This window comes from Paraprevotella sp., assembly GCF_986071375.1.
On the sequence record NZ_CFQRNQ010000025.1, the window covers coordinates 19,589 to 44,585 of the forward strand.

Annotated in this window: 18 protein-coding genes and 1 pseudogene; 9 read left to right on the plus strand and 10 right to left on the minus strand. The window is 46.9% G+C overall.

What is annotated here, in order from left to right; translation table 11 throughout:
* From AC5RDV_RS11890 to AC5RDV_RS11915, 6 genes are all read right to left on the minus strand, one after another.
* Window positions 1-2,892, minus strand: a complete 2,892-nt coding sequence (locus AC5RDV_RS11890) for a TonB-dependent receptor (protein WP_282747350.1) — start codon at window positions 2,890-2,892, stop codon at window positions 1-3.
* A 458-nt stretch (window positions 2,893-3,350) separates the two neighbouring features.
* Window positions 3,351-4,961 (minus strand): vitamin K epoxide reductase family protein, encoded by a 1,611-nt coding sequence (locus tag AC5RDV_RS11895; protein WP_008624464.1) that lies wholly within the window; start codon window positions 4,959-4,961, stop codon window positions 3,351-3,353.
* On the minus strand, window positions 4,958-5,716 hold the full coding sequence (locus AC5RDV_RS11900; protein ID WP_008624462.1) for a galactosyltransferase-related protein: 759 nt from the start codon (window positions 5,714-5,716) through the stop codon (window positions 4,958-4,960). Before AC5RDV_RS11900 ends, AC5RDV_RS11895 begins: the two co-directional genes overlap by 4 nt.
* Window positions 5,698-7,317, minus strand: a complete 1,620-nt coding sequence (locus AC5RDV_RS11905; RefSeq protein WP_282747351.1) for a glycosyltransferase — start codon at window positions 7,315-7,317, stop codon at window positions 5,698-5,700. The genes AC5RDV_RS11900 and AC5RDV_RS11905 overlap by 19 nt, the downstream gene beginning before the upstream one ends.
* Window positions 7,314-7,916 (minus strand): hypothetical protein, encoded by a 603-nt coding sequence (locus AC5RDV_RS11910; RefSeq protein ID WP_276786382.1) that lies wholly within the window; start codon window positions 7,914-7,916, stop codon window positions 7,314-7,316. Before AC5RDV_RS11910 ends, AC5RDV_RS11905 begins: the two co-directional genes overlap by 4 nt.
* A 35-nt stretch (window positions 7,917-7,951) precedes the next feature.
* Complete coding sequence (locus tag AC5RDV_RS11915) at window positions 7,952-8,929, minus strand: UDP-glucuronic acid decarboxylase family protein (protein WP_282747353.1); 978 nt, start codon at window positions 8,927-8,929, stop codon at window positions 7,952-7,954.
* A gap of 186 nt (window positions 8,930-9,115) precedes the next feature.
* On the opposite strand from AC5RDV_RS11915, the gene AC5RDV_RS11920 reads away from it, so the two are divergent.
* From AC5RDV_RS11920 to AC5RDV_RS11955, 8 genes and pseudogenes are all read left to right on the plus strand, one after another.
* A complete protein-coding gene (locus tag AC5RDV_RS11920) occupies window positions 9,116-9,853 on the plus strand; it encodes a helix-turn-helix domain-containing protein (RefSeq protein WP_130893209.1) in 738 nt (245 codons plus the stop codon).
* A gap of 116 nt (window positions 9,854-9,969) precedes the next feature.
* Window positions 9,970-10,440, plus strand: coding sequence for a hypothetical protein (locus AC5RDV_RS11925; protein WP_282747355.1), 471 nt, complete (start codon window positions 9,970-9,972; stop codon window positions 10,438-10,440).
* A pseudogene (gene bioA / locus AC5RDV_RS11930) lies at window positions 10,409-12,662 on the plus strand (adenosylmethionine--8-amino-7-oxononanoate transaminase). Before AC5RDV_RS11925 ends, bioA begins: the two are co-directional and overlap by 32 nt.
* 24 nt (window positions 12,663-12,686) lie before the next feature.
* Complete coding sequence (locus tag AC5RDV_RS11935; protein WP_008624440.1) at window positions 12,687-13,850, plus strand: 8-amino-7-oxononanoate synthase; 1,164 nt, start codon at window positions 12,687-12,689, stop codon at window positions 13,848-13,850.
* A gap of 13 nt (window positions 13,851-13,863) precedes the next feature.
* The gene (locus AC5RDV_RS11940) at window positions 13,864-14,532 is read left to right on the plus strand and encodes a DUF452 family protein (RefSeq protein ID WP_282747359.1); all 669 of its coding nucleotides are present in this window, start codon (window positions 13,864-13,866) and stop codon (window positions 14,530-14,532) included.
* Window positions 14,517-15,278 (plus strand): malonyl-ACP O-methyltransferase BioC, encoded by a 762-nt coding sequence (bioC, locus tag AC5RDV_RS11945; RefSeq protein ID WP_276786388.1) that lies wholly within the window; start codon window positions 14,517-14,519, stop codon window positions 15,276-15,278. Before AC5RDV_RS11940 ends, bioC begins: the two co-directional genes overlap by 16 nt.
* Complete coding sequence (gene bioD, locus AC5RDV_RS11950) at window positions 15,275-15,916, plus strand: dethiobiotin synthase (protein WP_282747361.1); 642 nt, start codon at window positions 15,275-15,277, stop codon at window positions 15,914-15,916. Before bioC ends, bioD begins: the two co-directional genes overlap by 4 nt.
* Before the next feature lie 21 nt (window positions 15,917-15,937).
* The gene (locus AC5RDV_RS11955; protein ID WP_172604663.1) at window positions 15,938-16,150 is read left to right on the plus strand and encodes a hypothetical protein; all 213 of its coding nucleotides are present in this window, start codon (window positions 15,938-15,940) and stop codon (window positions 16,148-16,150) included.
* Between the two features lie 91 nt (window positions 16,151-16,241).
* Here the strand turns inward: AC5RDV_RS11955 and AC5RDV_RS11960 are convergent, their stop codons facing one another.
* From AC5RDV_RS11960 to AC5RDV_RS11975, 4 genes are all read right to left on the minus strand, one after another.
* Window positions 16,242-17,357: a hypothetical protein gene (locus tag AC5RDV_RS11960; protein ID WP_282747363.1), complete on the minus strand. Its 1,116-nt coding sequence runs from the start codon at window positions 17,355-17,357 to the stop codon at window positions 16,242-16,244.
* Window positions 17,333-18,475: a DNA cytosine methyltransferase gene (locus tag AC5RDV_RS11965; protein ID WP_130893216.1), complete on the minus strand. Its 1,143-nt coding sequence runs from the start codon at window positions 18,473-18,475 to the stop codon at window positions 17,333-17,335. The genes AC5RDV_RS11960 and AC5RDV_RS11965 overlap by 25 nt, the downstream gene beginning before the upstream one ends.
* Before the next feature lie 376 nt (window positions 18,476-18,851).
* A complete protein-coding gene (gene mnmA, locus AC5RDV_RS11970) occupies window positions 18,852-19,910 on the minus strand; it encodes a tRNA 2-thiouridine(34) synthase MnmA (RefSeq protein WP_282747364.1) in 1,059 nt (352 codons plus the stop codon).
* A 599-nt stretch (window positions 19,911-20,509) separates the two neighbouring features.
* A complete protein-coding gene (locus AC5RDV_RS11975) occupies window positions 20,510-23,464 on the minus strand; it encodes an outer membrane beta-barrel protein (protein ID WP_282747365.1) in 2,955 nt (984 codons plus the stop codon).
* Between the two features lie 291 nt (window positions 23,465-23,755).
* Here AC5RDV_RS11975 and AC5RDV_RS11980 point away from each other — a divergent pair, with 291 nt between their 5' ends.
* Window positions 23,756-24,739 (plus strand): hypothetical protein, encoded by a 984-nt coding sequence (locus AC5RDV_RS11980; protein WP_282747366.1) that lies wholly within the window; start codon window positions 23,756-23,758, stop codon window positions 24,737-24,739.
* The last annotated feature ends 258 nt before the right edge of the window (window positions 24,740-24,997 follow it).

Below are 24,997 nucleotides of genomic sequence, written 5' to 3' on the forward strand. Positions count from 1 at the left end.
TTACCTTTTCTTTTTAGAGGAAAGAGACCAATTGAATCGTATACTTGCCAAGACATAGGCCGGTATATATTGAGTGGCCATAGTTTCAATGTGCCCTTCTCCATTCATAACAAATTGTACATGTTTACGTTGATGGAAAATATCTATGGCACTAAGGCTTAATTCTACTTTTTCTTTATAAATTGATTTGGAAATATGTGCATCGGTGAATATAAATGTCCTGTTCAGTGTCTTCATTTCAAATCCAAACCGTGAGATAAAATTACAATTTACAGAGGCATTAATACCTGCCGGCAAATGACTAGTTATAGATAAACTATTAGTGAGTTCTTGTAATTTTTCGTTAGAATCCGCATTGGAAATAATGCCATTACCATTGGATGCAACAGTGTAAGCCACTTCTACGTTTCGGGATGTATTGTTCCATTTAAGATTGGCTTTAACACGATAACCATATAGTTTCATATAGTCAAATCCTTGGTTGTTACTATTATCAAACATCATATTGGCACAGCGTGTGTAGTTGGCTCCAGCCGACAAGTTTAGCCAACAGGTTTGGTTGGAAGCGAGCGGCATACCATAGCCACATTCTAAAGAAATATTATACTTTCCATCTACATTAACGGGCATAAGAGTCCTCGTTCCATTTTGTTTATCATAGATAGACTGAATAGCTATGGCATTCCACGTATTTGTGCTACCGAATGTGGCATAGGTGTTATGCTTGTTACGTTCGAAGTAATGGCGGAATCCCAATGAAAGCCCTAAATCTGTTTGTTTCCGCAACTCTGGATTACCCATATAAGTATTTAATGGATCAGAGGTATCAGTCTGGTTTAACAGGTAAATCTCTTTAGGAGTCGTCTGATTGCACCAACCTTTCAAATTCAACGATGTTATACTTCCTTTTCTGTCATCTGCTTTTGGATACCATTTCATTTCTAAAGTGGGCGAAAGAAGTATATATTGCTTGTGTTGTCGATTGGATGCCGTCTCATGGATAAGCTGCACACTCACATCCTTTATATGAATAGGCATTTGACCATTGAAGCAAACCCATCCCTTCTGATGCAGTTGCATCTCATGAATCCAATACAGTCCTAACGTATGAGTTTCTGATTTTTCTTTAATCCTTCTACTATTATCCACATCTATATGACTTACCTCCGATCCGTCATTTTGTGGCTCAAATAAAACCAATTCACGATAATCATGTGCTTTCTTATGTATAAAAGTGTAATATGGTGTCAGTATTCCTCGCTTGCTACTATCCTCGATGTAGTTGATATTGTATTCCAACTGCATAGTCGTGGCTACATCTTTAATTTGTGTGTCATGAAGGCTCTTGCGTTTGGCTTCTGTTTCTTCGTCTTCAAACACTCTGTTTATATATCGTTGATTGATATTACCATTATCCCCGTGCATATCATAGTCAATTTTAAATTTTAATAAATTGCCCCCCAATGCCAAGTGCCATTCTGTTTCAGCCTTATGCTCATACGCATGACGCAAAGAAAGTACGCTGTCTTTATATATGTTTGTTATTCCTGTAGGAACTGTTGCCTGCATTTGCCCAATTTGCAGCCATACGGAATCACTTATATTGATGTCCCGCAACGATGTTATGGAGTATCCTTTACTTTCTTCTGTATCTTTTCCATATTTGAAAGAATACATGAGTTTTCCATATAGCCCCTTACGCGGACGTAGAGTCATTGACATTCCACCTCTATAATAATCATTTATTTTATTACTTGTTTTACTATACAATTTATATATATCCGTGCTATTAGAAAGATCCAACTTCTGCTTTTCTTTAACCCCAAATTCCGTATCCTGTCTTCTTGCAACTCCGTTTACATCAAAACGTAATTTGTCCGTAGGATGATAAGAATAGTTTAGGTTCAATTGATGGTTTGTCAAGTCTCTATCATCGTATGCACTTTCTATGGTACAAATATCTGTATTTTCTCGTTCTCGACCTATGTTGTTGGCATCAGCACTAATAGTGAAGAACTGCCTGTCATCAAAACGCATAATAAAGCCTAATCCCTCCCAACGCTTTTGTGTTCCTCCTCCTGCTTGTGCATTGCCAAGCCATGCTGCATGATAATCACGCTTGAGATATACATCCATCACATAACTGGCATCGTGCATATCCTTACCCATCGTTTTGCTTTTTTCTCCTTGTTGGTCGTAAAATTTTAACTTGTCTACGATATAAGCTGGCAACATTTTCATAAGTTGCATGGGATCGCTTGGCATAACATCTTTTCCACTGATTATGATGCTTTCTACAAATCGTCCATTAGCAAAAACCCTTCCATCACGCAGTTCCACCCCAGGAAGCATTTTTACGAGATCCTCCAGAACATTTTGCTTGTCCAATACAAAGGCATCCGCATTATAGACAAGCGTATCCCCGCTATGATATATCTTTAATTTAGTAGCTGCCACTGTCACTTCTTCCAGAGCCTTCTGCTCTTGAAAAAGGTAAATATCCCCTATTTCCAACTTTTTTCCATAATCTTGGGGCACATGAAACAGCACTCGTTTTGTCTTATATCCCATCATACTGACCACAGCCGTATAGCTCCCGTTTTTTGGCACTATACACTCAAAGAAGGCACCGCTATTAGGATTTTTGTTCTTTTTGACCGCCCCTTCAGAATGTATTACTGTATACGGAATTTCAGTTGTAACGAGAGCTACAACATTACTATCGCTGTTCAATATCTTCACATGTGCGTTTTCAAGTCCACGGTTGTCAAAAGCATCTCGCACTATTCCTTGAACAATGATACCCTGTGTTACTCCTTTCAGGCTGAATAGTTGGCTAAAAATCACGAATATTACTATTTTCTTAAAAAATGTCATTAGTTGTCCCCCCACATAATATTATTTATATAATTAATTAGTAAACTATGTTTTTCGTATAGTTTTCATTTTATTCAATTAAATGACATGTATTTTGAAGCAGAATATAAAAAGGCATTTTCAATATGTACTTTGACTAAATTATGCAAATATGAATTTGAAAAGGATTGGCGACCATGGCCACCAATCCATTCGTTTATTCGCAATATTTCCACTCTTCTCTAGTCGGACCAACACATACTGCGTATTGCCCTTCCTTAGTAAAACAGTCTCCGTTACAATTGGTGATATATATGGAAGGATAAGAACCACAAGAAGTACCACAAGAAGTAGACCTTGCAGAAAATCCCCCCACTATACCAGTCATTGCACCTATATCCAGAGAATGACATGAAGGATTTAACACAAATCTTTTAAGCTTTTTCATTACTGTGTTATTTATTTGTTAAACAATCACACTGACTATTCTGCAGTTAGCTATTCTGCTCCCAATGGCGTAGTGCTTCGGCCATTGATATCTCACAAGATATTTTTTCAGTTATAACCAAATTGTCAATCATAGCCAAATCCACCAATTCATATTCATTGGGAAGTTTATAGCCATTTACTAAGATTGTCGGGGTTTCAATTAAAGATGTTTTCTTACGCCACATCCTATGCTTTTCCATTTCCATTTCAACCTTTTCTGTATGTATATGCACCTCATCCCTTTTAATAACTCTCTCGTAATCAAACTTTTCTTTATTGTACCAAAGAGCAAATTTACGTAACACCTCATCTTTACGATTATTCATGTAACAAGATATAAGATACCTACTGCTATCCTCCAACGATTCGTTAAATGACGAAAAGATATATTGTACACAGATTTTATTTTCACTCATATCCAACAATTTTTCTACTTGTGTATGCATATATGCACAAGGATTACAATGAGGATTACTCAGTATCGTCACACGCACCTTTGCTTTTGGATTTCCGAAAATTATTGATGAATCATTGAGTGTAGTCTCATAAAAATCACTTTTTTCAAAGAGTACTTTAGCTACATCACTATTGGCTTTAAGAGCCCGATACTTTTGCACAGCACGTACACGTTCCTTTTCTGTTACATAAGCCGAAGCATATTGGTGTACAATCAAAATATTGATGGAAAAGACCATACAAGACAACAATCCACAGAGGATGCCGAAAGTAAAAGGTACTGTCAAATATGAAATGATTGCTGTTATTCCCATAGCCCAAATAACAGCCTGAGCTATTAGGCACAACACACACCAACTTTTAGCCACACGCCATTGGTAATAAATACTCCATACCCCATAGAGCATAGCTACCCAATTAATGACAGCTATGAATGCAGATGCTTCAGGTATGAGTGACAGGAGCAATATGTTGGCCATGAAATATCCCAAACCGACCTCACTCCAACTGATACCAAATACTTTCGCCATAGGTCCATCAAGCACACTATTACAACCTGCACGATGAAATAGACTACATACTTTGTCACCATAATGACTCACTCCGAACAACTGTTTCTCCATAAGCATAGCACAGACAAGGATACCTACCAAGCTTAACACTATGCGTAAAATATCAAAAGGAACTATAATACCCCAATTACTTACTATACCCATAAGGATAATTAATATCAACATCATAGAAATACTATATGTTTTCACCATTGAAATCAATTCGTCTCGCTGATGCATCCCATAGTTTGGCTCTACTGCGTCCGTAGTTTCTTCTACTACAAGAGCATTACCTGTCCAAATGCGTTTGAACATATCATGGTTTACTGTTGTCTTCTTACCATGCTGCAAATAAGTTATTGTATCTGAAGCACAGTCCAATCCTATAACAAAATCACCATAAATATGTAAAATGCACGGATAGTTCAAACTGTATAAATCCTTAGTATCACTGCATACTCCTAACGCTTTTACACAATACACATCTAACATCTGCTTCAAACCGTACATATTGTACTTATGCGGATGCTCTTGGTATAGCACTTTAGTAAAATGTTTCGTATAGTTAATCTCTAAAGCATCTAAGAAATATTCAAGAATAGTCTTCATTTTGATATATATGATTTTAATTCATCCAACGACATACAGCAAATCTTTATAAACTCATCTCTCATGAATTTGGCATCTTCTTTTGACCGATAGACAGAATTGCCACGGGGATGATACAGATGATACAGTTGCCCACTCTGAGTCCATGCTACCTTGTACCCAAGAATTTTTATACGGTGCATTCGCTCCGCATCTTCGGGTCCCCAACCTACAAATCGTTCATTCTCGCCTCCACACCGCAAATATTGCTGACAATTTACCAAATAAGCACCTCCAAAAAATCTACGTCCAAAATAGTAACATAATTTCATATGGCACAAATACTCCAAATCTAGCTTCTTTCTCATTTGTACCGACATTTGTTCAGAAAGGATTGCAAACTGTCCATTATAGGGATAAGCGAGGGTGCATCCTTCAAGAATAAGTCGCACCGCTTCATCAATCTGGGCATAATCGACCAACACATCCGTATCCAAAACCGCTGCAACTTTCGTCTCGGCCATACGCAGCAATTCATTGATATACCGTGTGCGATGAAAAATCTTTGAAGCATCCTCTACAAAAATGTATTCCACCACATCAGGCCAAACTTCATCTCCAAGGGCAGACACAGCATCGGCCTCCAACACAATCATACGGCACCCCAAGCCTTCGAAATGACGTAATACAGTACGGAGATTAGTTAATCTTTCTTCACAGTCGATACGTACCGGAAAGACAAAAGTAAGCAGTGATTTTAAATCTTGCAGTTGCATATCTTTAAGGCATTTTGTATTATAACTCTATCTGACGGCATCTGAAAAAGCGCATCCGGACCGGGTTGCCGCATGAGCAAAGCGTACACGCACGTCTTATAAAAACCGTGTTGTCCCATACTTCGTATCATGGCCCACAGTTCCACAGGCAAAGGACCCGAACCGGCCACATCCTGTACCCAATCCATATAGTATATCAAATGTTCCAGTATCAGGGAAGCTTGGAAATCCTCTTCTTTCCTGTCACATAAATCCAACACCCTTTTCCATAAATATACGCCGATTCCTCCCATCCCGTAAAAATCCGTATCTATGTCGGGACATTGGTTTATCAACTGTATCATACGGGAATCTATATGTTTCAGATAGTCGGGCGACACGGTATAATCCGGCCTGTCCCATGAACTTTCCATCACACAGCACGTGGCATGCACCATATTCGGCACCTTATAACGGTCTTCATACAATTTGCCCACGGCATCTGCCGCCCGTTGGTATGCCTCCACGTCCGACAACAACAAATCCAGACAAGACACAAGCCGCCCCGTAAACTCCTCCTCCATCATATTATCTTCATCGATGGATACGCGCAACTCCGGTGTGGCATCCAACATCTCCGCCAACCCCGTTGTATCCGTGCCAACCAAAGGTATTTTATGACGCATCATCTCAATAGCCGTATAGCTGCATTGTTCATGAAAAGAAGGCATTACGCCGATATATGCAGACCGATAAACGTCTTCCACCTCACTGCTTGACACTTTCCCTAAAAAGGAGACACGACCTTGCAAATCCCTGCACTGCGACAAATAAAGTTGAAAATCCCCGTCCCCGGCAACCACCAAACGGATATCCGCATATTTGTCTGCAATATGCCTGAACGCATGAATCAAATAGTTCAACCCTTTAATCTCGTCCAAACGACCGACAAACAGAATTATGCGGCCATTTCCTACATTTTTATCTTTGTCGAAACATAAACCATCCCCCAAACCATTATAAACCAAGTGCATCTTATCCGAAGAAACGCCATAGCCTTCAGCCAGAATCTGTTGTGTATCTTTTGACAAGACAATGACCTCGTCTGCCAAATGCAAAAACTCTTTTTCGTTTTCTACGCCCGCCAACAAGCCTCTTTCCTTGTCATCTTTCGGTTGATACCCTTCGGCTATCAGTTCACGGAAACGGGTCTTGTTACCTTTCAACTCGAAACACCACCCTAAATAGTGTACCGTAAAAATAATCCGGCAATCAAAGTATTGCCCTTTCAGCAAAGCGGCAAGCGGCTTATGCTGGAAATAGTTGAAATGGAACACCAACCGCTCATCATCCTCCGCCTTGATATGCCTGGCTAAAAAATAAAACACATTGCGGCAATAAGGCTCATTCTCCATGCCCGAAAACAAAGCCGGAACCTTGTAATGACGGCATCCGCGTTCGTCTTCCGCTATCGAATACTCTTTCACATCCGAAAACATGTCCACAAAAGACACTTTCACGCCGGAATGTCCAAAAAGCCCGTCTGCCAACAAACGTACATAAGTGCCTATGCCATAATTGGCCGCACGGCTCGCATTATTGAAGATGAATATGTGCATCATACCAGTATGGATTTTAATATATAATAAGCACATCCCCCGTCTATGCCTAACGGCTTCTCGATATATTCCGCCTCTGGAAATGTGGGTTCGTTCAAAACATCCATGAAGTCCAACGTCCGGCAAGACAGGTTGTTCCTTTCCACCGTGTCCTGTAATTCCATCATATACCGGCTGTCGAACGTCGTCACAGCCTCCACGCTTTGGCGCAGACCAAGGTAAAGCATCAATCCCCTCAAACCTGAACGTACAGACATGTCTGTCAGCCTACGCGGATCACGTTCCATAATCTTGCGGTCTATGTCTTCCAAGATGTCATTCAAGCTACATTCCACCAAACCGCGTTTACAGAGGAACGTCGTGCCGTAACCGATACCGGCCAAACCGCGTTCCAAACCTACCGGCATATCGGTATGCACCCCGTCATACACTTGTTGGAACAACTCCCATGCGTACTCGCGCATCACCTCGTCCCCATAAGCATCAGCATACAGATACAACGCGACCACCACGCCCATCTTGCCATGAAACAGCCCAAGCTCTTGCAGATAACCACTCCGTAACAGCAAATAATCCGCGATTTTATCCATTTCTTCTTTCATACACTTACTAAGTAACAAACAACCGTATTCTTGCTTCATACAACCTGGTTCATATTCTGACGGAAATAGGCTATAGTCTGCGACAAACCTTCATCCAACCCCACCACCGGCTTCCACCCGTCCAACACGGATGCGGCCAATGTAATGTCTGGCCGCCGTCGACAGGGGTCGTCCTGTGGAAGAGGTTTATACACAACAGGCGATCGGGAACCGATCATGCGTAACACCCGTTCCGCCAAATCGTTTACCGAAATCTCGTAAGGGTTTCCGACATTGATGGGGCCATGCGGCACTCCGTCCCGCATGGTGCGGACTATCGCCTCTATCAAATCTGTCACGTACTGGAACGAACGTGTCTGAGTGCTGTCGCCATGGATAGTCAAAGGCTCGCCGCGAAGTGCCTGCACAATGAAATTGGACACTACACGACCGTCCTCCGCACTCATCTGCGGCCCGTATGTATTGAATATGCGAATGATACGTGTATCTACACCGTATTCTTCATGATAGTCGTGGAACAAGGTCTCGGCACCTCGTTTCCCTTCGTCGTAGCAACTGCGGATACCGAAAGGATTCACATTGCCCCAATATGATTCGTTTTGGGGCGAGACCTGCGCATCACCATACACTTCGCTGGTGGAAGTAAACAGGATTCTTGCCCCTTTCTCTTTGGCCAGTTCCAGAAGATGGATGCTGCCAAGGACGGAAGTCTTGAACGTATGTATCGGGGATTTTTGATATTGCACAGGAGAAGCCGGACAGGCCAAATGGTAAATCTCATGCAATGCCCCGGATACGGGCAACCCATTTACGATATCATGCTCAAAGAACCTGAAATGCGGAGAGCATAACAAATCTGCCACATTGGCTATCCGGCCGGTCTGCAAGTTATCCACACAGATGACTTCCCCATAACCTGATTGAAGAAGCCTCCGGCAAAGATGGCTTCCTACGAAACCCGCACCACCTGCAACCAACGCCCTAAGATTTGTTTTCCATTCTTGTTTTGTCATGGCCTTACGTTTAAGTTTATGCAAAGAATGTGATTTGACTCCGTTTCGCCAAATTTTGAATGATGTTTTTATAGTTCCAAAGGCCATTTTCACCCTAAAGTGTGAAAATTATCGTTTTTTTTTATTATTCTATTAAAAGGATTTTTATACCTTTGCGACAGTTAACTTGATTTCAATGGAGCTGTTATGAAAACTCAACCCACATATTTTATTCCTTACATATCACCGGAGGAATACGAAAAAACGAAGCCGCTTATAGAAGCTTTCAAGATATTTTTCGGAAGTACCACATATATCTATATTATCGATTACTTTAAAAGGGATTTCCTGTACGTATCCGACAAAATCGCCAGACTTTGCGGGGAGAAAACGGACGGAAGCAAAGGTTTCAGTTATGAAACGTACTTGAAACATGTCCCGGAAGAAGAACGGGACATGCTTTCGGAGATTCACGAAAAAGGCCTTGGCCTATTCCACACATTCCCTGCCGGTGAAAGGAAAAGCTTTACCCTGTCCTATGACATAGACCTTATCCGAAACAGGAAAAAAACACTCTTAAACCACAAACTCACTCCGTTTGCGCTTGCCCCGGACGGCCGGGTCTGGATTGCGATATGCATCATATTACCTTCGGCACATAAAGCCCCCGGACACGCCCTCATGCTGCACACGGAGACCGATACGTATTACAAATACGACCTGCTATGCCACGATTGGTACAAAAAGAAAATAAAAGGATTGAGCGAGACGGAACGTGAAATCCTGCTTTTGTCTGCCAGAGGATACACTGAAAAAGAAATCGCCGAACAGACATGCAAGTCGGTAAACACCATCAAAACCACCAAACGGAACCTGTTCAAACGCCTCGAAACGGACACCGTCGTGAGTGTCTGGGTGGACATCATGAACCGCAAGCAGATTTAAAACAAATCCGAATGTGTGCCTGTACGTACTAATGTCTTTTTTAACCTATTTCTACGTTAGCTTGTTCCGGGGTTATCTTTTTTTTCATACTTTTGCAATGGCTAAAGGACTTTTGAATGCACAAGACTGTCATCTACAACGCTGAGAAAACCATCCGTTTCCGTTGCTGGAGCCGGAAAGGATATGCCATATTCAGAAGCCTGCATAGCCACGTCACGATAGGACGCGTATGCAAAAGCATCGCTGACTCCGCATTAAGCAAGGACAAGAACACAATGAACCTTGGAAACGGAAGCAGAGGCAGTGATACCCGAACACAAAAGGAAGAAGAACCACAGCCACCGGAAGGCAGTCCGGAACTATTGTCCATCCTTTTTCTTTTTCCGGCGTCCGGATTATCTGCGGCCATAAAGCTTACGAATATCCCGGAAGCCCCTGTCACGTATTCTCATTTATTTGTCATCCATACAAGCGGAGTGACGAAAGAACCCCACCACATCCATACGGATGCCCATGGGTTTTCTTCGTCACTCCGCTCTTTTTATACTTATTATTATGATAGAAGAACTGGAAAAGAAAGTGCATGAAGGCCAGGCCCTCACACCGGAAGAAGTGATCCGAACAGTAGAAAAGGCGCCCCTTGACGCCCTATGCGATGCCGCCCACCGCATCACGTTGAAATATGCTTCGCGCAAATTCGATTTATGTTCCATCATCAATGCCAAATCGGGACGTTGTTCCGAAAACTGCAAATGGTGTGCGCAATCGGCACACCACCCCACCGGAATAGAAACTTACGGAATCGTCCCGAAAGAGGAATGCCTGCGCCATGCGCGTATCAACGAGCAATCGGGCATACGCCGGTTCTCGTTGGTGGCCAGCGGAAAACGCCCCACAGACCAGGAAGTGGACACATGGTGCGGACATCTCGCGTATCTGCGCGAAACCACCGGACTCAGCCTTTGCGTCTCACTGGGGCTTGCCTCCGAAGAACAGTTACGCAAACTGCGCCAGGCAGGGTCAAGCCGCTACCATTGCAACTTAGAAACAGCTCCTTCCTACTTTGCCCGACTATGTACCACCCATACGCAAGCTGAGAAAATAGAAACTTTACGTGCCGCCCGCCGGGTGGGCATGGAAGTATGCAGCGGAGGCATCATCGGAATGGGAGAAAACATGCGGCAACGTGCGGAACTGGCCTTCACGCTCAAAGCATTGGAAATCCCTTCCATCCCATTGAACCTGCTACACCCCATCAAAGGGACACCGCTCGAAGCCATACCGCCGTTGAGCGAAGAAGAAATCCTGCGCACCATTGCCTTGTTCCGTTTTGCGAACCCTTCCGCATATCTCAGGTTTGCCGGAGGGCGGTCCAAACTGAGCGACGAAACGGTACGCCGGGCCATGTACGCGGGCATCAATTCGGCCATCGCAGGCGACTTGCTCACGACGGTCGGCTCCAATGTAGAAGAAGACATAAAACGAATAAAAGAAACGGGCTATGAATTATGAACTGATTACCGACAACTTCGACCGGGAACACCTGTGGCACCCCTATACCTCCACGATTGACCCGCTCCCAACCTACAAAGTGAGACGGGCGGAAGGTTGTGTCATTACGCTGGAAGACGGCACGGAACTCGTGGATGGCATGTCGTCGTGGTGGTGCGCCGTGCATGGATACAACCACCCGGTATTGAACCGTGCCGTGGAAAACCAGTTGCGGAACATGTCCCATGTCATGTTTGGCGGACTGACACACGAACCGGCCATCGAACTGGGCAAACTGCTATTGGACATAGCCCCTCCTTCCATGCAAAAGATATTCTATGCCGACAGCGGTTCGGTGGCCGTGGAAGTCGCATTGAAAATGGCCGCACAATACCAATATGCTACCGGGAAGCCGGAAAAGAACAACTTCGTGACCATCCGTTCCGGTTACCATGGCGACACATGGAACGCCATGTCGGTATGCGACCCCGTTACGGGCATGCACAGCCTGTTCGGCTCCGCCCTCCCCATACGGCATTTCGTCCCGGCTCCCCAATGCCGGTTCGACGGGGAATGGGACGAAAAAGACATACTTCCGCTGCGCGAGACCATAGAGCGGCACCATAGCGAACTGGCCGGACTGATACTGGAACCCGTCGTACAAGGTGCAGGAGGGATGCGTTTCTACCATCCCCGCTATTTATGCGAGGCGGCAAAGTTGTGCAAGGCATACGGCCTGCTGCTCATCTTCGACGAAATAGCCACCGGCTTCGGACGGACGGGAAAACTGTTTGCATGGGAACACGCCGGAGTGGAACCCGACATCATGTGCATCGGCAAAGCCCTGACGGGCGGCTACCTGACTTTTTCCGCCGTACTGACGACTGACCGGGTAGCCACCTGCATTTCAGCCCACGCCCCGCACACCTTCATGCACGGCCCTACGTTTATGGGCAACCCGTTGGCCTGCACCGTGTCTTGCGCTTCCGTCAGGCTACTCCTGTCTTACGGATGGAAAGAAAAAGTACTACGCATAGAAAGTCAGCTCCGCAGGGAACTGGCTCCGGCCCGCGACCTGCCCCAAGTGGCCGACGTACGGGTGTTAGGTGCCATCGGAGTGATAGAAATGGAACATCCCGTGGACATGGCATGGATGCAACGCCGGTTCGTGGAAGAGGGAATATGGGTACGCCCGTTCGGACGGCTGGTATACGTGATGCCTCCGTTTGTCATCCGGACGGAGGAACTGACAAAACTGACAAGCGGACTCTTGAAAATCGTAAGAGAAATACCCGCTAGACAAAGGCAGCCATTATAAACCGTAACAAACCACACACCGAAAATGGAAACACCGGAGAAAATATATACCGACACGCTCGAAGCCTTGCAACGTTCAGGCAACTTGCGAAACCTGCCACAAGCCGGGCACCGGGACAAATGGATGATACGAAACGATACCGACATGTTGAACTTGTCATCCAACGATTATCTGAGCCTGGCCTCCGACTTGTCACTACGCGATGAATTCATGAAAGGCCTTTCCGAACGCGATTTCTTGCTCTCGGCTTCCTCCTCACGTTTGCTGACAGGCAATTTTCCCGTCCACGACGAACTGGAAGAGATGCTTTCCGGATTGTTCGGACGGGACGGGGCACTGGTCTTCTCCAGCGGTTATCATCTGAATACAGGCATATTGCCTGCCGTGACGGACGCAAGCACACTGATACTGGCCGACAAATTGGTACACGCCAGCCTGATAGACGGCATCCGCCTGTCGGCTGCAAAATGCATCCGCTACCGTCATCAGGATTATACGCAGCTGCAAGCCCTGTTGGAAAAGCACCGTCATGACTTTTCCAGAATCATCATCGTGACGGAAAGCATTTTCAGCATGGACGGCGATGTGGCCCCCCTCTCCCGTTTGGCCGAGCTGAAAAAAACATATCCCAACGTCATGCTTTACGTAGACGAAGCACATGCCGTCGGAGTACGCGGACAAAAGGGACTGGGAATAGCCGAAGAACAAGGCTGCCTGAAGGACATAGACTTTCTGTGCGGCACGTTCGGCAAAGCACTGGCCTCAGTAGGGGCATACGTGGTGTGCAGCCAAACGATAAGGGAGTATCTGGTCAACCGCATGCGTACATTGATCTTTACCACAGCCTTGCCTCCCTTCAATACCGCGTGGACAAAGTTCGTGCTGTCCCGCCTGGACACGTGGGGCGAGCGCCGCGACCGGCTCGCCAAACATTCGCTCCACGTGCGGCAAGCGATACAAGAGAGTGGCAAATCCTGCCCGTCTTCGAGTCACATCATTCCCGTGGTAATAGGAGAAAGCCGCGACACCATCCTGAAAGCGGAAGACATGCAACGCAAAGGATTTTATGTCCTGCCAGTCCGTCCACCTACCGTGCCGGAAGGGACTTCGCGCCTGCGCCTTTCACTCACCGCAGCATTGACCGACGAGGAGACAGACCGTCTCTGCACGACATTGGCTACACTTTAAAGATAGAACAAAAATGAAACAAACATTCATAAAGAAAGAAGGAAATCCCCGGCTCATGTTGTTTTTTGCCGGATGGGGAAGCGAAGAAAACCTGTTCCGACGCCCCGTGGAAGAAGGTTATGACTACCTGCTTTGCTTCGACTACCGCACACTGGATTTCGACTATGCCTCAATCAAGGGCTACACAGAAATCAGACTGTTGGCATGGTCGATGGGCGTGTGGGCGGCAAGCCGGGTCTTCGCAGAGCGTTCCTTTCCGTGGCAAATGAAACTGGCTGTCAACGGGACGCCTTTCCCGATAGACGACCGGCAGGGAATCCCCGAAATGATTTTCAAAGGCACATTGGAGCATTTCTCGGAAGACACGTTAGCACGTTTCCGCCGCAGGATGTGCGGCTCTTCCGGACAAACGGAAGAATTCCTGTCCCATGTCCCCACCCGTACGGCGGAAGAGCTCCGCGAAGAACTGGCCGCACTGGCACAGGTAATAACCACATGTGCAGCCCCTTCCTTCACCTGGGACAAAGCCATCATAGGAAACCGGGACAAAATATTTCCGCCACGCAACCAACACAAGGCATGGCAAGGAACAGAAATCATGGAAACAGAAGCCGAACACTACGATACACCGCTGTTCAGCCGTCTGCTTGAAGGAAAGGGGGAAGAATGGACAAGGCATTGATACGGCAACGTTTTGCGAAAGCTGCCGGCAGCTACGACCGACAAGCCGGAATGCAAAGACACGTGGCCCGGCACATGGCCGGGGCCATCAAAAACCACATCCCCGACAGCAACGGTTGGAACGTGCTTGAAATCGGATGCGGGACAGGGCTGTTCACCCGTGAATATCTCCGTGATGCCCGTCCCGGAAGCTTGCTCCTGAACGACATCTGCCCGGAAGTGGAGCCTTACCTGTCCGGACTGCCGGACACTCCCCGATTCCAATTCCGGGCCTGCGACGCAGAGCCTCTGCCTTTCCCCAAGGGACAGGACTTAATCGTTTCATGCTCGGCCATACAATGGTTCGAGCATCCCGAACGGTTCCTCTGCCAATGCAAGGACTTGCTGAAGACGGAAGGCTATCTGGCCTTCAGCACTTTCGGCCCACAGAACGTAAGGGAAGTGGCCTCGCTCACTTCCGAAGCGTTGCCCTACCGCTCATTAGAGGAACTGCGCCGGATGCTTTCTGGCGTATACCAAATCGTGTACAGCCGGGAAGAACTCCTACATCGCACATTCTCCTCACCCTTGGATGTACTGAAACACTTGCAGGCCACCGGCGTGACGGGCATACGGAACCGGAAATGGACCAAAGGACAACTGGAAGACTTCTGCCGACGCTACCACCGGCAATATGCCGCACCGGACGGAACGGTCTCCCTGACTTACCACCCTATTTATATGATTTGCAAAAAACAAGAACAATGAAAGAAAACGTATTTTTCGTAAGTGGCATCGATACCAACATTGGCAAGAGTTATGCCACCGGCTATCTGGCCAAATCATGGAACGGACAAGGCATCCGTACGATTACGCAAAAACTTATCCAAACGGGTAATACCGGACTTTCGGAAGACATCGAACTGCACCGCTGCATCATGGGTACGGGACTGCTGCCCGAGGATGCCGAAGGACTGACCATGCCCGAAATTTTCAGCTATCCCTGCTCTCCGCATCTGGCGGCCGAGATAGACAAACGTCCGGTGGATTTCGACAAGATAGAACGTGCCACGCAACGGCTCAGTGAGACCTACGATGCGGTCTTGTTGGAAGGAGCGGGCGGCCTGATGGTGCCCCTCACCCGTGATTTGCTGACCATCGACTACATCGCCCTTCACCATTACCCGCTTATTTTCGTCACCTCCGGCAAATTGGGAAGCATCAACCATACCTTATTGAGTCTGGAAGCCATCGCACGCCGGAATATCCGGCTGCACACGGTCGTGTACAACCTATACCCCGAAGAGAAAGACGACATCATCCGGCGCGACACGGAAAGCTACATCCGCCATTTACTGGAGAAGGAATATCCGGAAACCCGGTTCGTGACCCTCCCGCTCATATAGCCGGAAGCCGTGCCCTGCACGATGCTGGCGGCCTTTCATGAAATGGGGTTAGTGGCGCGTCCTGAAGGTGACATCCACTTCCGGCGCGTCGCCCCACGGGTTTTCTGTAATGAAATACGCGGGTTCATCGTGACCATCTGCGGTGCGCTTTCGGCTTACTACTTCTTTGAAAACAAACCGGAGACATTGCCCGTGCACATGGAAACACCTACGCAAATGAGACTTCTCGCTTGAAACTTATCCCGAACTCGCGTAAATATGATTGGAAGATTAAGAGAGGCCAAAGCGAGGACATAAGCCTATGAGATAGGATTGTTACACTTTCCTAAAGTTGGATAATAATTGAAAGTGATTTCTTCGCAAGTGCAGCAAGCAACACTGATTTTGGAGGACATACTGAAGCCAAAACAATATCTTGAAACGATGGGGATATTTTCTGATTATCTTTATACGGCCGTATTGGTCCTGCGAACAATGTGGAGTCTGTAAGTTCTATTGTATCGCCCTTTGAGGGTGACTTGAATTTTTCAGAGTATGAAAAAGACAAGATGTTGACTTCAGATAATTGTTCTGTGATAAAATGCTTGAGGTCTAGAGCCGTACTATTGGATATGTAGTCCGCCAGCACATCCTGAAGAATCCAAATAGTATAACCTCCCCAAGTATTGGCTGCTTGCGATTTGACTATCATTTGACTAGCCATCCGTGCCCACACCTGCCTATAATTTATGCCAGGTGCATTATGTGGTTTTCCTAAAATGCAATCTTCAAAAGATTGAGGGATGCAACTTCTAATACGTTTATTTCCTCCTGATGTGCTTGAAGTCATTACTTCCACAATATAGGGTGAACCAATTGGGAAATCTTCAATCATGATGTTTCCATTAACAAGTGCAAGCGTATAGCCCGCTACAGTCAGTTTTCTTTTTAACTCGTTTTCTGACATACCTGTCTGTATGGAAGCAGATTCCAAACTAACCCTTCCGAGCCTGGAAAGCACATAATCAAATGTGTAATCAAACAAAGCATTATCTTCTGTTGATTGTTCCTTTACATATTTTACTTTTGTTTCCGCCCAAATCCCAATTCGAGAACCTGTCGGGAAATTGCATTTGGAAAGCAGCCTCTGTTGCGTTGCGCCTTTAAACGTATCCTCATTGGCTTTACTTCCCATATACAGCAATCTTCGAGGACAGATAATCCATGGCGGAGTATTCTCAGACAGTTGAATTGAACATATTCCAGATGGAACCGTTTCCATAGAGTTGAAAAACATCTGTAATTCCGGATGCTCTTTCAGTAACAATTCTGACATAAAACGATTGCCACCACCATCACAAGTGGCATTCATGAAAGGGCAAAAAGCCTTTTTCCGCGATTGAACAACTTTCTCCGAGTTGTCAGAAGCCGGATAACCTAAAAGTTCAAAGATTTGTGGCATGCCATTATTTCTTTAATTTGTAACGCTACTGATTTAGCCAAAGGAGGCGGAACAGCATTACCTACCTGTCGATGCTGATCCAAGTCCTTAACAGTTCCCGTCCTACCTCTTATCGGCCCCCTCAAAACATAATCATCGGGAAAGCCATGAATCCGCATGTATTCTCGTGGGGTAAGATACCTATCAGCAATAGGATGATAAAATATTTCCCCACCCCTAAGAGTGTTTGATGGCTTACTCCTATTTAACCGAAGAAATTTGGTGGTGTCTTTTTTTGTTAACCTCCCTCTTTGTTCTATGGGTAATTGTAACTGTGAAGACAAGTTTTTACCTTCAGGAACTCCATGAATTCGCTCCCTATCCCTTTTTGGTGTGACATCATAATGGCTGTTGTCTGGAATGGTACTTGTGTCTGTTTTTTGCAAAGGTTCTTCCAAATCGTTAATCACGTCTCCTACTGTAACGTATGGCAACAAAGCGAACAACCCACTGCATCTCTCCGGGGAAGCATGCGTAGGGCTAGGAAATACAAAACCATTTGGTTTCCTCGTTGCAACCAATATGACACGTTCTCTTAGCTGTGGAACACCATATTCAGCGGCCAACATGACTTTCCACTTTGGCACATAGCCAAGTGCTTCTAATTTTTCTATAAATGAGTTGAATACTCCTCCCGGATTTCCATTTAAGTCTTTAGCGGTAAGCAGACCTTTTACTTGTTCCATCATTATGGCATGAGGCTTCAAGGCTTCTGCATATCTGAGAACTTGATACAACAACATTCCGCGATCGTCTTGCAGGGAAAGCTGCTTTCCTATTTGAGAAAAAGCTTGGCAGGGCGGACCACCAAACAGCAGGTCTATGTGGCCTTCTTTTATGCTCAAATCATTCATAATGGATTTAGGGGAAAAAGTTCGGATATCTCCTTCATATACTTTTGTTTCCCGATTCTCTCTTTTGATGTTTTCACGAAGAGTATCGCAGCAGTTATGATCCAATTCAATGCAAGCCAATATTTCAAAGCCTGCTTGCATAACACCAATATCCATTCCCCCTGCACCCGAGAATATAGAAAATGCTGTTAATTTACCAATATCTTGACTGCATTCCTTGATCATAATAATTACTTTCTATCGCTTATTACCTGGGTTATCATTAATTAAAAGTTCTTTCACATCCACTTCCAAAAGTTCATGGGACGCTTCTTATTACCGATTGCAAATATACACAATTAAGTTGCGAAACTAGCACAAATGCCGGATTATTTCTGTGTTAACCGTACATTCCTGGCATTTGAATAAAACTCTTGTGTCTTGTAGGCACTATTTCGTTTATCCCTTGCGCTCCGAGCTGCCATGGGTAGGTTCAAACAATCCTCTTATTGTGACATCAGATTGACATTTTTAGAAATTATCCCATTTTACAAGTGATTGGAAAATGTATTTTATATTCAGGCATATGCAATAAATATATAAAAGGTAAAGCGGCAGAAGCCTAAACCCCTATTTCGCCGCTCCCGATGCAAATCTCCGCCGCCGCATCATACACTACACCGAACTGTCCGGGAGCTATCCCCTGTATCCTTTCGGGACTTTCCAACCGGTAGCCGTGCCCTGCGCGATACAGGCGGCCTTTCATGAAATGGGGCTGGTGGCGCGTCTTGAAGGTGACATCCACTTCCGGTGCGTCGCCCCACGGGTTTCCCGTAATGAAATGGAAGTCCTTCAGATTAAAACTATGTCCATACTGCAAAAGCGTGTCATAACCATGAGACACGTAAAGAATGTTTTGCTCCACATCCTTCTTCACCACAAACCAAGGTCCGCCCCCTAACCCCAAGCCCTTGCGTTGGCCAATGGTATGGAACCAATACCCTTTGTGAGTACCAATGCGACGTCCGGTTTCGATTTCCACTACCGCCCCTTCCCGTTCGCCCAAGAAACGGCGTACGAAATCATTATAATCTATCTGCCCCAAGAAACAAATGCCCTGACTGTCCCTGCGTTTGGCCGATGGCAGACGCTGCGTTTCCGCAATGCGCCTCACCTCTTCTTTCATCAGGTCGCCCACAGGGAACATCAGCTTTGCCACTTGCAAGCTGTCAATCTGCGCCAGAAAGTCCGTCTGGTCTTTCACGGGGTCGCGTGCCGTACCCAACCATATTTTACCGTCCCGCTCGCGTACCGTGGCGTAATGTCCCGTGGCGATTTTGTCGTACCAGTGTCCCACCTCCTGTTCAAAGCATCCGAATTTGATAAGCTTGTTGCACATCACGTCCGGATTCGGGGTCAGTCCCCGCCGGGCACGCTCCATGGCGTAGCCCACCACAAGTTCCCAATATTGCTTTTGCAGGTCCACCACCTCAAGGTGCAGGCCGTAACGGCGTGCCGTAGCCGTAGAAAGCTCTATGTCCTCCTCGGCCGTACAGCTCAGCCCTTCGCCCTCCATTCCTATCTTGATATAAAACAAATCCGGCTTATATCCCATTTCGCAAATCCGATGGACGGCCACTGCGCTGTCCACTCCGCCTGAAATCAATACTGCTATCCTCATATCCGCAACCTTTGGTCTTTATTACGGCAAAGATAGCGTTTTTCTGGCAAAATGCCATATCCTGGCAATTTGACATTCTGCCCCCTCCTCCTTCGTCCATACACACCCAGAGTGGGATTTGACTGCAAATAAATGATTCTCCCACATCGGGATTTTATCATTCTGGCATCCGAACGGGGCAAAACGGGAAATAAAGACAGAGACTGTCCGCTGACTTCCGCCATAACGGATTTATCCGTTTTGCCTTTACAGCAATTCACTGACATTTTGCACCCGGACTCTTGTACGAAAAAAGGGTCTAATAATTCATAAAAGACGAAAAAAGGAGGCAAATCTGCCCGTGAAAGCCTCGTCTTTTCACGATTGAAGCCCGCTTTTTCCCTTGTCGGCTGACATCCTCAAACTTTTCTCAGCCGAACGATTTTCCAATCTCAGCCGAACGATTTTTCATTCGGCTGAGAAAAATCCCTTTTTTTTAAGAAACACCCTTCCGGAATGCTTCATACAAGCATTCCGGATAAATTGTTTTTCACATTCTCTTTCTGGATTCCTTTTTCAGACAGGCCGAAAACCGGGTCGGAAATGACATTTTGCACGCCTTACTCCCGCTTTTTAGGATTTCGTGTCAACTTCCACCACAAAGTAAGCATATAGTAGCCTTTCACGATATTATAATAAGTCTCTGTCTTCCCCTGCACGTTCACGTCCATATAAACGGAACGCATCTGGCGCAACAAATCCACGCCTTCCACCTTCACCATCAGGCGGTCTTTCAGGAAAGAACGCGAAAGGGAGGCGTTCCATATCAGATAGTCCGTATTCATGGCGGCTTCGTCATAGCCCCTGCGGCTGTACATGTTCAAACGGGTGGACAAGTGGATTTTCCACGGCATCGTGTATTCTCCCAAAAGGCCGTAACGGAAATCGAAAGCATCCACGGTGTTGAAGTCCGCCCGGCTGCCGTCGGCATGGCGGTAAGTGGCATCGCATCCCACATTCAGGGTCAGACTTCCGCGCTGGTAACCGGTGGAAAGGTAGGCCTTCGTCTCGTGGTTGTGCACCTTGCTCAACACGCTCTCCGTCATCCCCTCCACGGACGAGAGGTCCACGCTACGGTGAAAGTCATAGTTCAAATTCGCTCCCACATTCCAATATTCGGCCATACCTTCTTTCTGAAATGCCAGACTTCCATTGATGCCCCGATTACCGTCCACGTTCTGCGGACGGTAGGTGTACACTCCGGTTTCGGAATTGTAGCTGAACCCCTGTGCCACGTCGTTCACCCCAAGCCAGGCATTCACGTTCACTTGTGTAAACCACTTTTTCTCCGAGCTGCGGTGCAAGAATCCCGTGCGGAAGTTATACCGCCAACTGTTTTGCAGGTGCGGATTCCCCACACGTACATGCAAGGGATCGGAAGCATCTCGGACAGACAAACGGTTCACAAGGTCGGGCGTGCCCAAAGCCATGTCGGCATTGACCATGAACGTCCTGAAATATCTTGTACCTCCAAACCAATAGACCAAATAAGTGAAATCGGGCTGGACACGGAACACGCGACGTTGCAGGCCGGCATCTATCTCCTCCCGGCGGTAGCGCATGTCTTCCTTCGACTGTGTGAAAGGCAAATGGAAATTGAACCAGATGTATTTGTCCTCCGTCCGCCGGGAATAGAACGTGCGCAGCCCTAAAGTATGCACCCGAGAAAGGTCATGCCGGTAGTAACTGTTCGGCACGTCCAATGCTGCGGACAATTCGCGTGCGGAAGGCAATTCGCCCAAATGCCGAACCGCTCCCACCTCCCAACCGGCCAGACTGTCCAGACGATAGCGTGGCGAGGAATCGGAACGATAATCCTGCTTATATATATAATAGGTAAGGAAATGCCAGTCGTTCGGAAAGTTGAAAGTGTATTCCGCCGAGGGTTGGTAATAATAATTACGCCGACGTCTGCGGTCGTAACGGTTGCGGCGGTCGGCTTCGGACTCGGACGAAGCATAATCCAGCAGGTAATGCTCGAAACGGTCGTTCTCCGTCCGGCTGAGAGAGCCGGTGAATCGCAACTGGAGATTGTCACCCCACGGCAACTTGGCGTCCCACATCATGTCATGCCCCACATTGTACTTCCATTCCTCGAAAAGCGACCGGGTGGAAGAGCGGTTCAGCCAACGCATCCGTGCGCTTCCGGACGAAGGAAGGAGAAAAACGGAATCGAGCACCTCGTCGATGCCCCCCACGGCCGAAGGGTCGGCGTCGAAAGCCGCATCACGGGCATGACCGCGCATGTCCGTACAATCGTAACCTACGTAGGAATGCACGGTGAGCAAATGGTCCTTTGTTTTCCACGTCAACCAGTTATTGGCATTCACCCCCGTATAATCCACGTCTTGAAGGGAAGAAGAACGGGTGTAACGGTTGCCTTGCGGCAGATAAGCCTCTGTCGCCGACTTTTGGTTGACGAACTGGTCGCTCCATTCGGCATTGGCCGTGAGTTTGTCCTCAATGCCCCTCGCCTTGTTCTGCCAAAAAAACTCCCCACCGGCCTGCCGGGTGACAAACTCACCGTTGGTCAGGCTTTCCTCCGGCCATTCTCCGTTTTCGCCCGGCCGGTCGTAACGGGCATTGGTGTTGTTCATCCCACCGAAGAGTGTCACACGCGAGCGATCGGAATAACGCAGGCCGAAAGCCCGTCCGGCATAGCGGCTGTCCGTACCGCCTCCCGCCGCGACATTGGCCATATAGCCGGTGTTGTATTCGCGTTTGAGGCTCACATCCATCACGTAGGCTTTTTTCTCCGTGTCGTAACCGAGAAACTCGCTGCGGTCGGTCGTCTTGTCATACACTTTCACTTGCTGCACCGTGAAGGCAGGCAGGTTGTCGATCATCTTACGGTTGTCGCCCTTGAAAAAGTCCGTACCGTTCAGCGTCAGGTAATCCACCTTGCGGCCATTGACGTAAATCTCGCCGTTCGGCTTCAATTCCGCTCCGGGCAACTGGCGGACCAGTTCATTGAGCATCGCCCCTTCGGACAAGTTGAAGGCATCTGCATTGTAGACCACCGTATCGCCCCGGTAAGCCACCCGGATTTTGGTAGCCTTTACCACCACTTCTCCCAAACTGCGGTCTGCAAACGACGAACGCTGACGACGGCGCATCTCATGATGCCGGGCATCAACGTAGGAATTGCGTGCCACGTAACGCACCGTGCAGTCCACGTATTCCGGATAGTAATCGGGATGCTCGGCTTTGATGATGTAACGCGCCCTCCGGGGAGGTACATTGAACCTGTAATAGGTGTCTTCCTGCGGTGTGCCGGGATCTAAACACTGCACGTGCATGGTATCCACCACAGTGCTGTCTTCGCGCATCAATGTGACGAACGTGCCGTGAAGGGCGGCATAGGTGAAACCGTCCTTCACATGCCCCCAAAGGGCAATGGTGCGTGATTTAACCGTGTCCTCCTTCGCTACCTCCTGCCGAGCCTGAGCCACAGCCCCGGACGATAAACCCAACAACAGCCCCCACACCCATATCGCTTTTAAAAGTCCTTCCATTCGGCTTCCTTGTTTTTCCATTTATCAAAATAAGGCTTTCCGCAAGCCTCCCATCTTGCCTTCTCAAAAGTAACGATTTAAATGATGAACGAAGATAATTCTTTTAACTTTCTCTTTTTACCCCCCCCATTTTTAAAGTCTATTAACCAATCTTTTCCCAAAAACATTCTCCTCTTGTATGATAGGGAAACGCCTACCGCAAAATAGGAAAAATCCTTTTCACGTTCCATGAAAAAGCCGGATATTTGCAATGTAGAAAAGATGAAGTACGAACCGTTAAACAAAAAAGACATGAAAAAGTTATTAGGACTGATTACTGCTCTATGCTTCGGACTGGCCAGCCTTAATGCCATGTCTTACGAAGAAGCCCGCGACCGGGCCAGGTTCCTGACGGACAAGATGGCGTATGAACTGAACCTTAACGACCAACAATACAACGACGCCTACGAAATCAATCTGGATTACCTGATGAACATCAGGACGGCAAGCGACGCTTCGAGCGTGTATCTGGAATACAGAAACGCCGATTTGCGCTTTATCCTCTACGATTGGCAGTATGCTTTGTTTCAGGCTGCCACTTACTTTTTTCGTCCTGTGATATGGAGAGCTACGGGGTGGTTCTTACCGGTGTATACCATTTACAGCCCGAGCCGCTTCTATTACAGTCCACCAAGAGTATACCGGGTGTACAGGGGCGGACACTACCGTTACCGGCACGAGCATCGGCAGAGCTTCTACGCTCACCGGCGCCCGGTATGGAACGGAGGTTTGAGAGGGGAACACAGAGGCCCGTTACCGGGGCGTCCTGCCCTGCCACCTCACCGTCCCGGGCCACACAAAGGCAACGGTGGTTCTGGTTTTCATTTCGAATCGCCCGGCAGACCGCCACGACCAGGACAACGCCCGAACGGGCACCATGGTAATGGTTTCCGTTTTACCCCCGTACAAAGACCTGGAAATCAAGTCATAAGAAAGGACAACGACAATAAACGACCGCCTGTCGTACGGCCACATTCGGACAACAGAAAACGGGAAGAACCGGTGACGAACCTGAGGACGAAGAGCCACTACAATAGACGGAGTTCCACCCGGACAACAGTAAACCGTCCATCGGTGCACCCGGAAATCCCAACGGCAAAATCGCCAATGTCTCCGCGAGTGCAAAGTACACAACGGATACAAAGGAGTCCTACACGTTCGTCTTTCTCTAAACCGACACCCTCGGTCAAAAGAAGTCCGGCAGCCCCACACAGCAAACGCGACCCTAAGAGATAGCAACCTGTGTTTCATTCTGGACAAAGAAACATAAATCAAGGAAAAAACTATGAATTGAATCTAAATAAGGAAACCTCAACTATGAAAAGTCAGTGTTTTCACTGACTAAAAGAACGGCCTCTCCGTGAAGGAGAGACCGTTTCTGCTTTTATATAACCCGACAAGCCAACACCTTGTCCGGCAAATCAAATAAGAATAATTTGGGCTCAGTAGATTTTTAGTGGGGATAGCCATATAAATTTGCTATGCGGAAAAGGA

What these genes read in the sequence shown, in the direction of transcription:
- AC5RDV_RS11935 (WP_008624440.1), top strand. Translation starts at nt 12,687, where the DNA reads ATGGAAACACCGGAGAAAATATATACCGACACGCTCGAAGCCTTGCAA.
- AC5RDV_RS11895 (WP_008624464.1), bottom strand. Translation starts at nt 4,961, where the DNA reads ATGAAGACTATTCTTGAATATTTCTTAGATGCTTTAGAGATTAACTAT.
- AC5RDV_RS11920 (WP_130893209.1), top strand. Translation starts at nt 9,116, where the DNA reads ATGAAAACTCAACCCACATATTTTATTCCTTACATATCACCGGAGGAA.
- AC5RDV_RS11910 (WP_276786382.1), bottom strand. Translation starts at nt 7,916, where the DNA reads ATGAAAGAAGAAATGGATAAAATCGCGGATTATTTGCTGTTACGGAGT.
- mnmA (WP_282747364.1), bottom strand. Translation starts at nt 19,910, where the DNA reads ATGAGGATAGCAGTATTGATTTCAGGCGGAGTGGACAGCGCAGTGGCC.
- AC5RDV_RS11955 (WP_172604663.1), top strand. Translation starts at nt 15,938, where the DNA reads ATGCTGGCGGCCTTTCATGAAATGGGGTTAGTGGCGCGTCCTGAAGGT.
- AC5RDV_RS11900 (WP_008624462.1), bottom strand. Translation starts at nt 5,716, where the DNA reads ATGCAACTGCAAGATTTAAAATCACTGCTTACTTTTGTCTTTCCGGTA.
- bioC (WP_276786388.1), top strand. Translation starts at nt 14,517, where the DNA reads ATGGACAAGGCATTGATACGGCAACGTTTTGCGAAAGCTGCCGGCAGC.
- AC5RDV_RS11915 (WP_282747353.1), bottom strand. Translation starts at nt 8,929, where the DNA reads ATGACAAAACAAGAATGGAAAACAAATCTTAGGGCGTTGGTTGCAGGT.
- bioD (WP_282747361.1), top strand. Translation starts at nt 15,275, where the DNA reads ATGAAAGAAAACGTATTTTTCGTAAGTGGCATCGATACCAACATTGGC.
- AC5RDV_RS11925 (WP_282747355.1), top strand. Translation starts at nt 9,970, where the DNA reads ATGCACAAGACTGTCATCTACAACGCTGAGAAAACCATCCGTTTCCGT.
- AC5RDV_RS11960 (WP_282747363.1), bottom strand. Translation starts at nt 17,357, where the DNA reads ATGCCACAAATCTTTGAACTTTTAGGTTATCCGGCTTCTGACAACTCG.
- AC5RDV_RS11975 (WP_282747365.1), bottom strand. Translation starts at nt 23,464, where the DNA reads ATGGAAGGACTTTTAAAAGCGATATGGGTGTGGGGGCTGTTGTTGGGT.
- AC5RDV_RS11905 (WP_282747351.1), bottom strand. Translation starts at nt 7,317, where the DNA reads ATGATGCACATATTCATCTTCAATAATGCGAGCCGTGCGGCCAATTAT.
- AC5RDV_RS11965 (WP_130893216.1), bottom strand. Translation starts at nt 18,475, where the DNA reads ATGATCAAGGAATGCAGTCAAGATATTGGTAAATTAACAGCATTTTCT.
- AC5RDV_RS11980 (WP_282747366.1), top strand. Translation starts at nt 23,756, where the DNA reads ATGAAAAAGTTATTAGGACTGATTACTGCTCTATGCTTCGGACTGGCC.
- AC5RDV_RS11940 (WP_282747359.1), top strand. Translation starts at nt 13,864, where the DNA reads ATGAAACAAACATTCATAAAGAAAGAAGGAAATCCCCGGCTCATGTTG.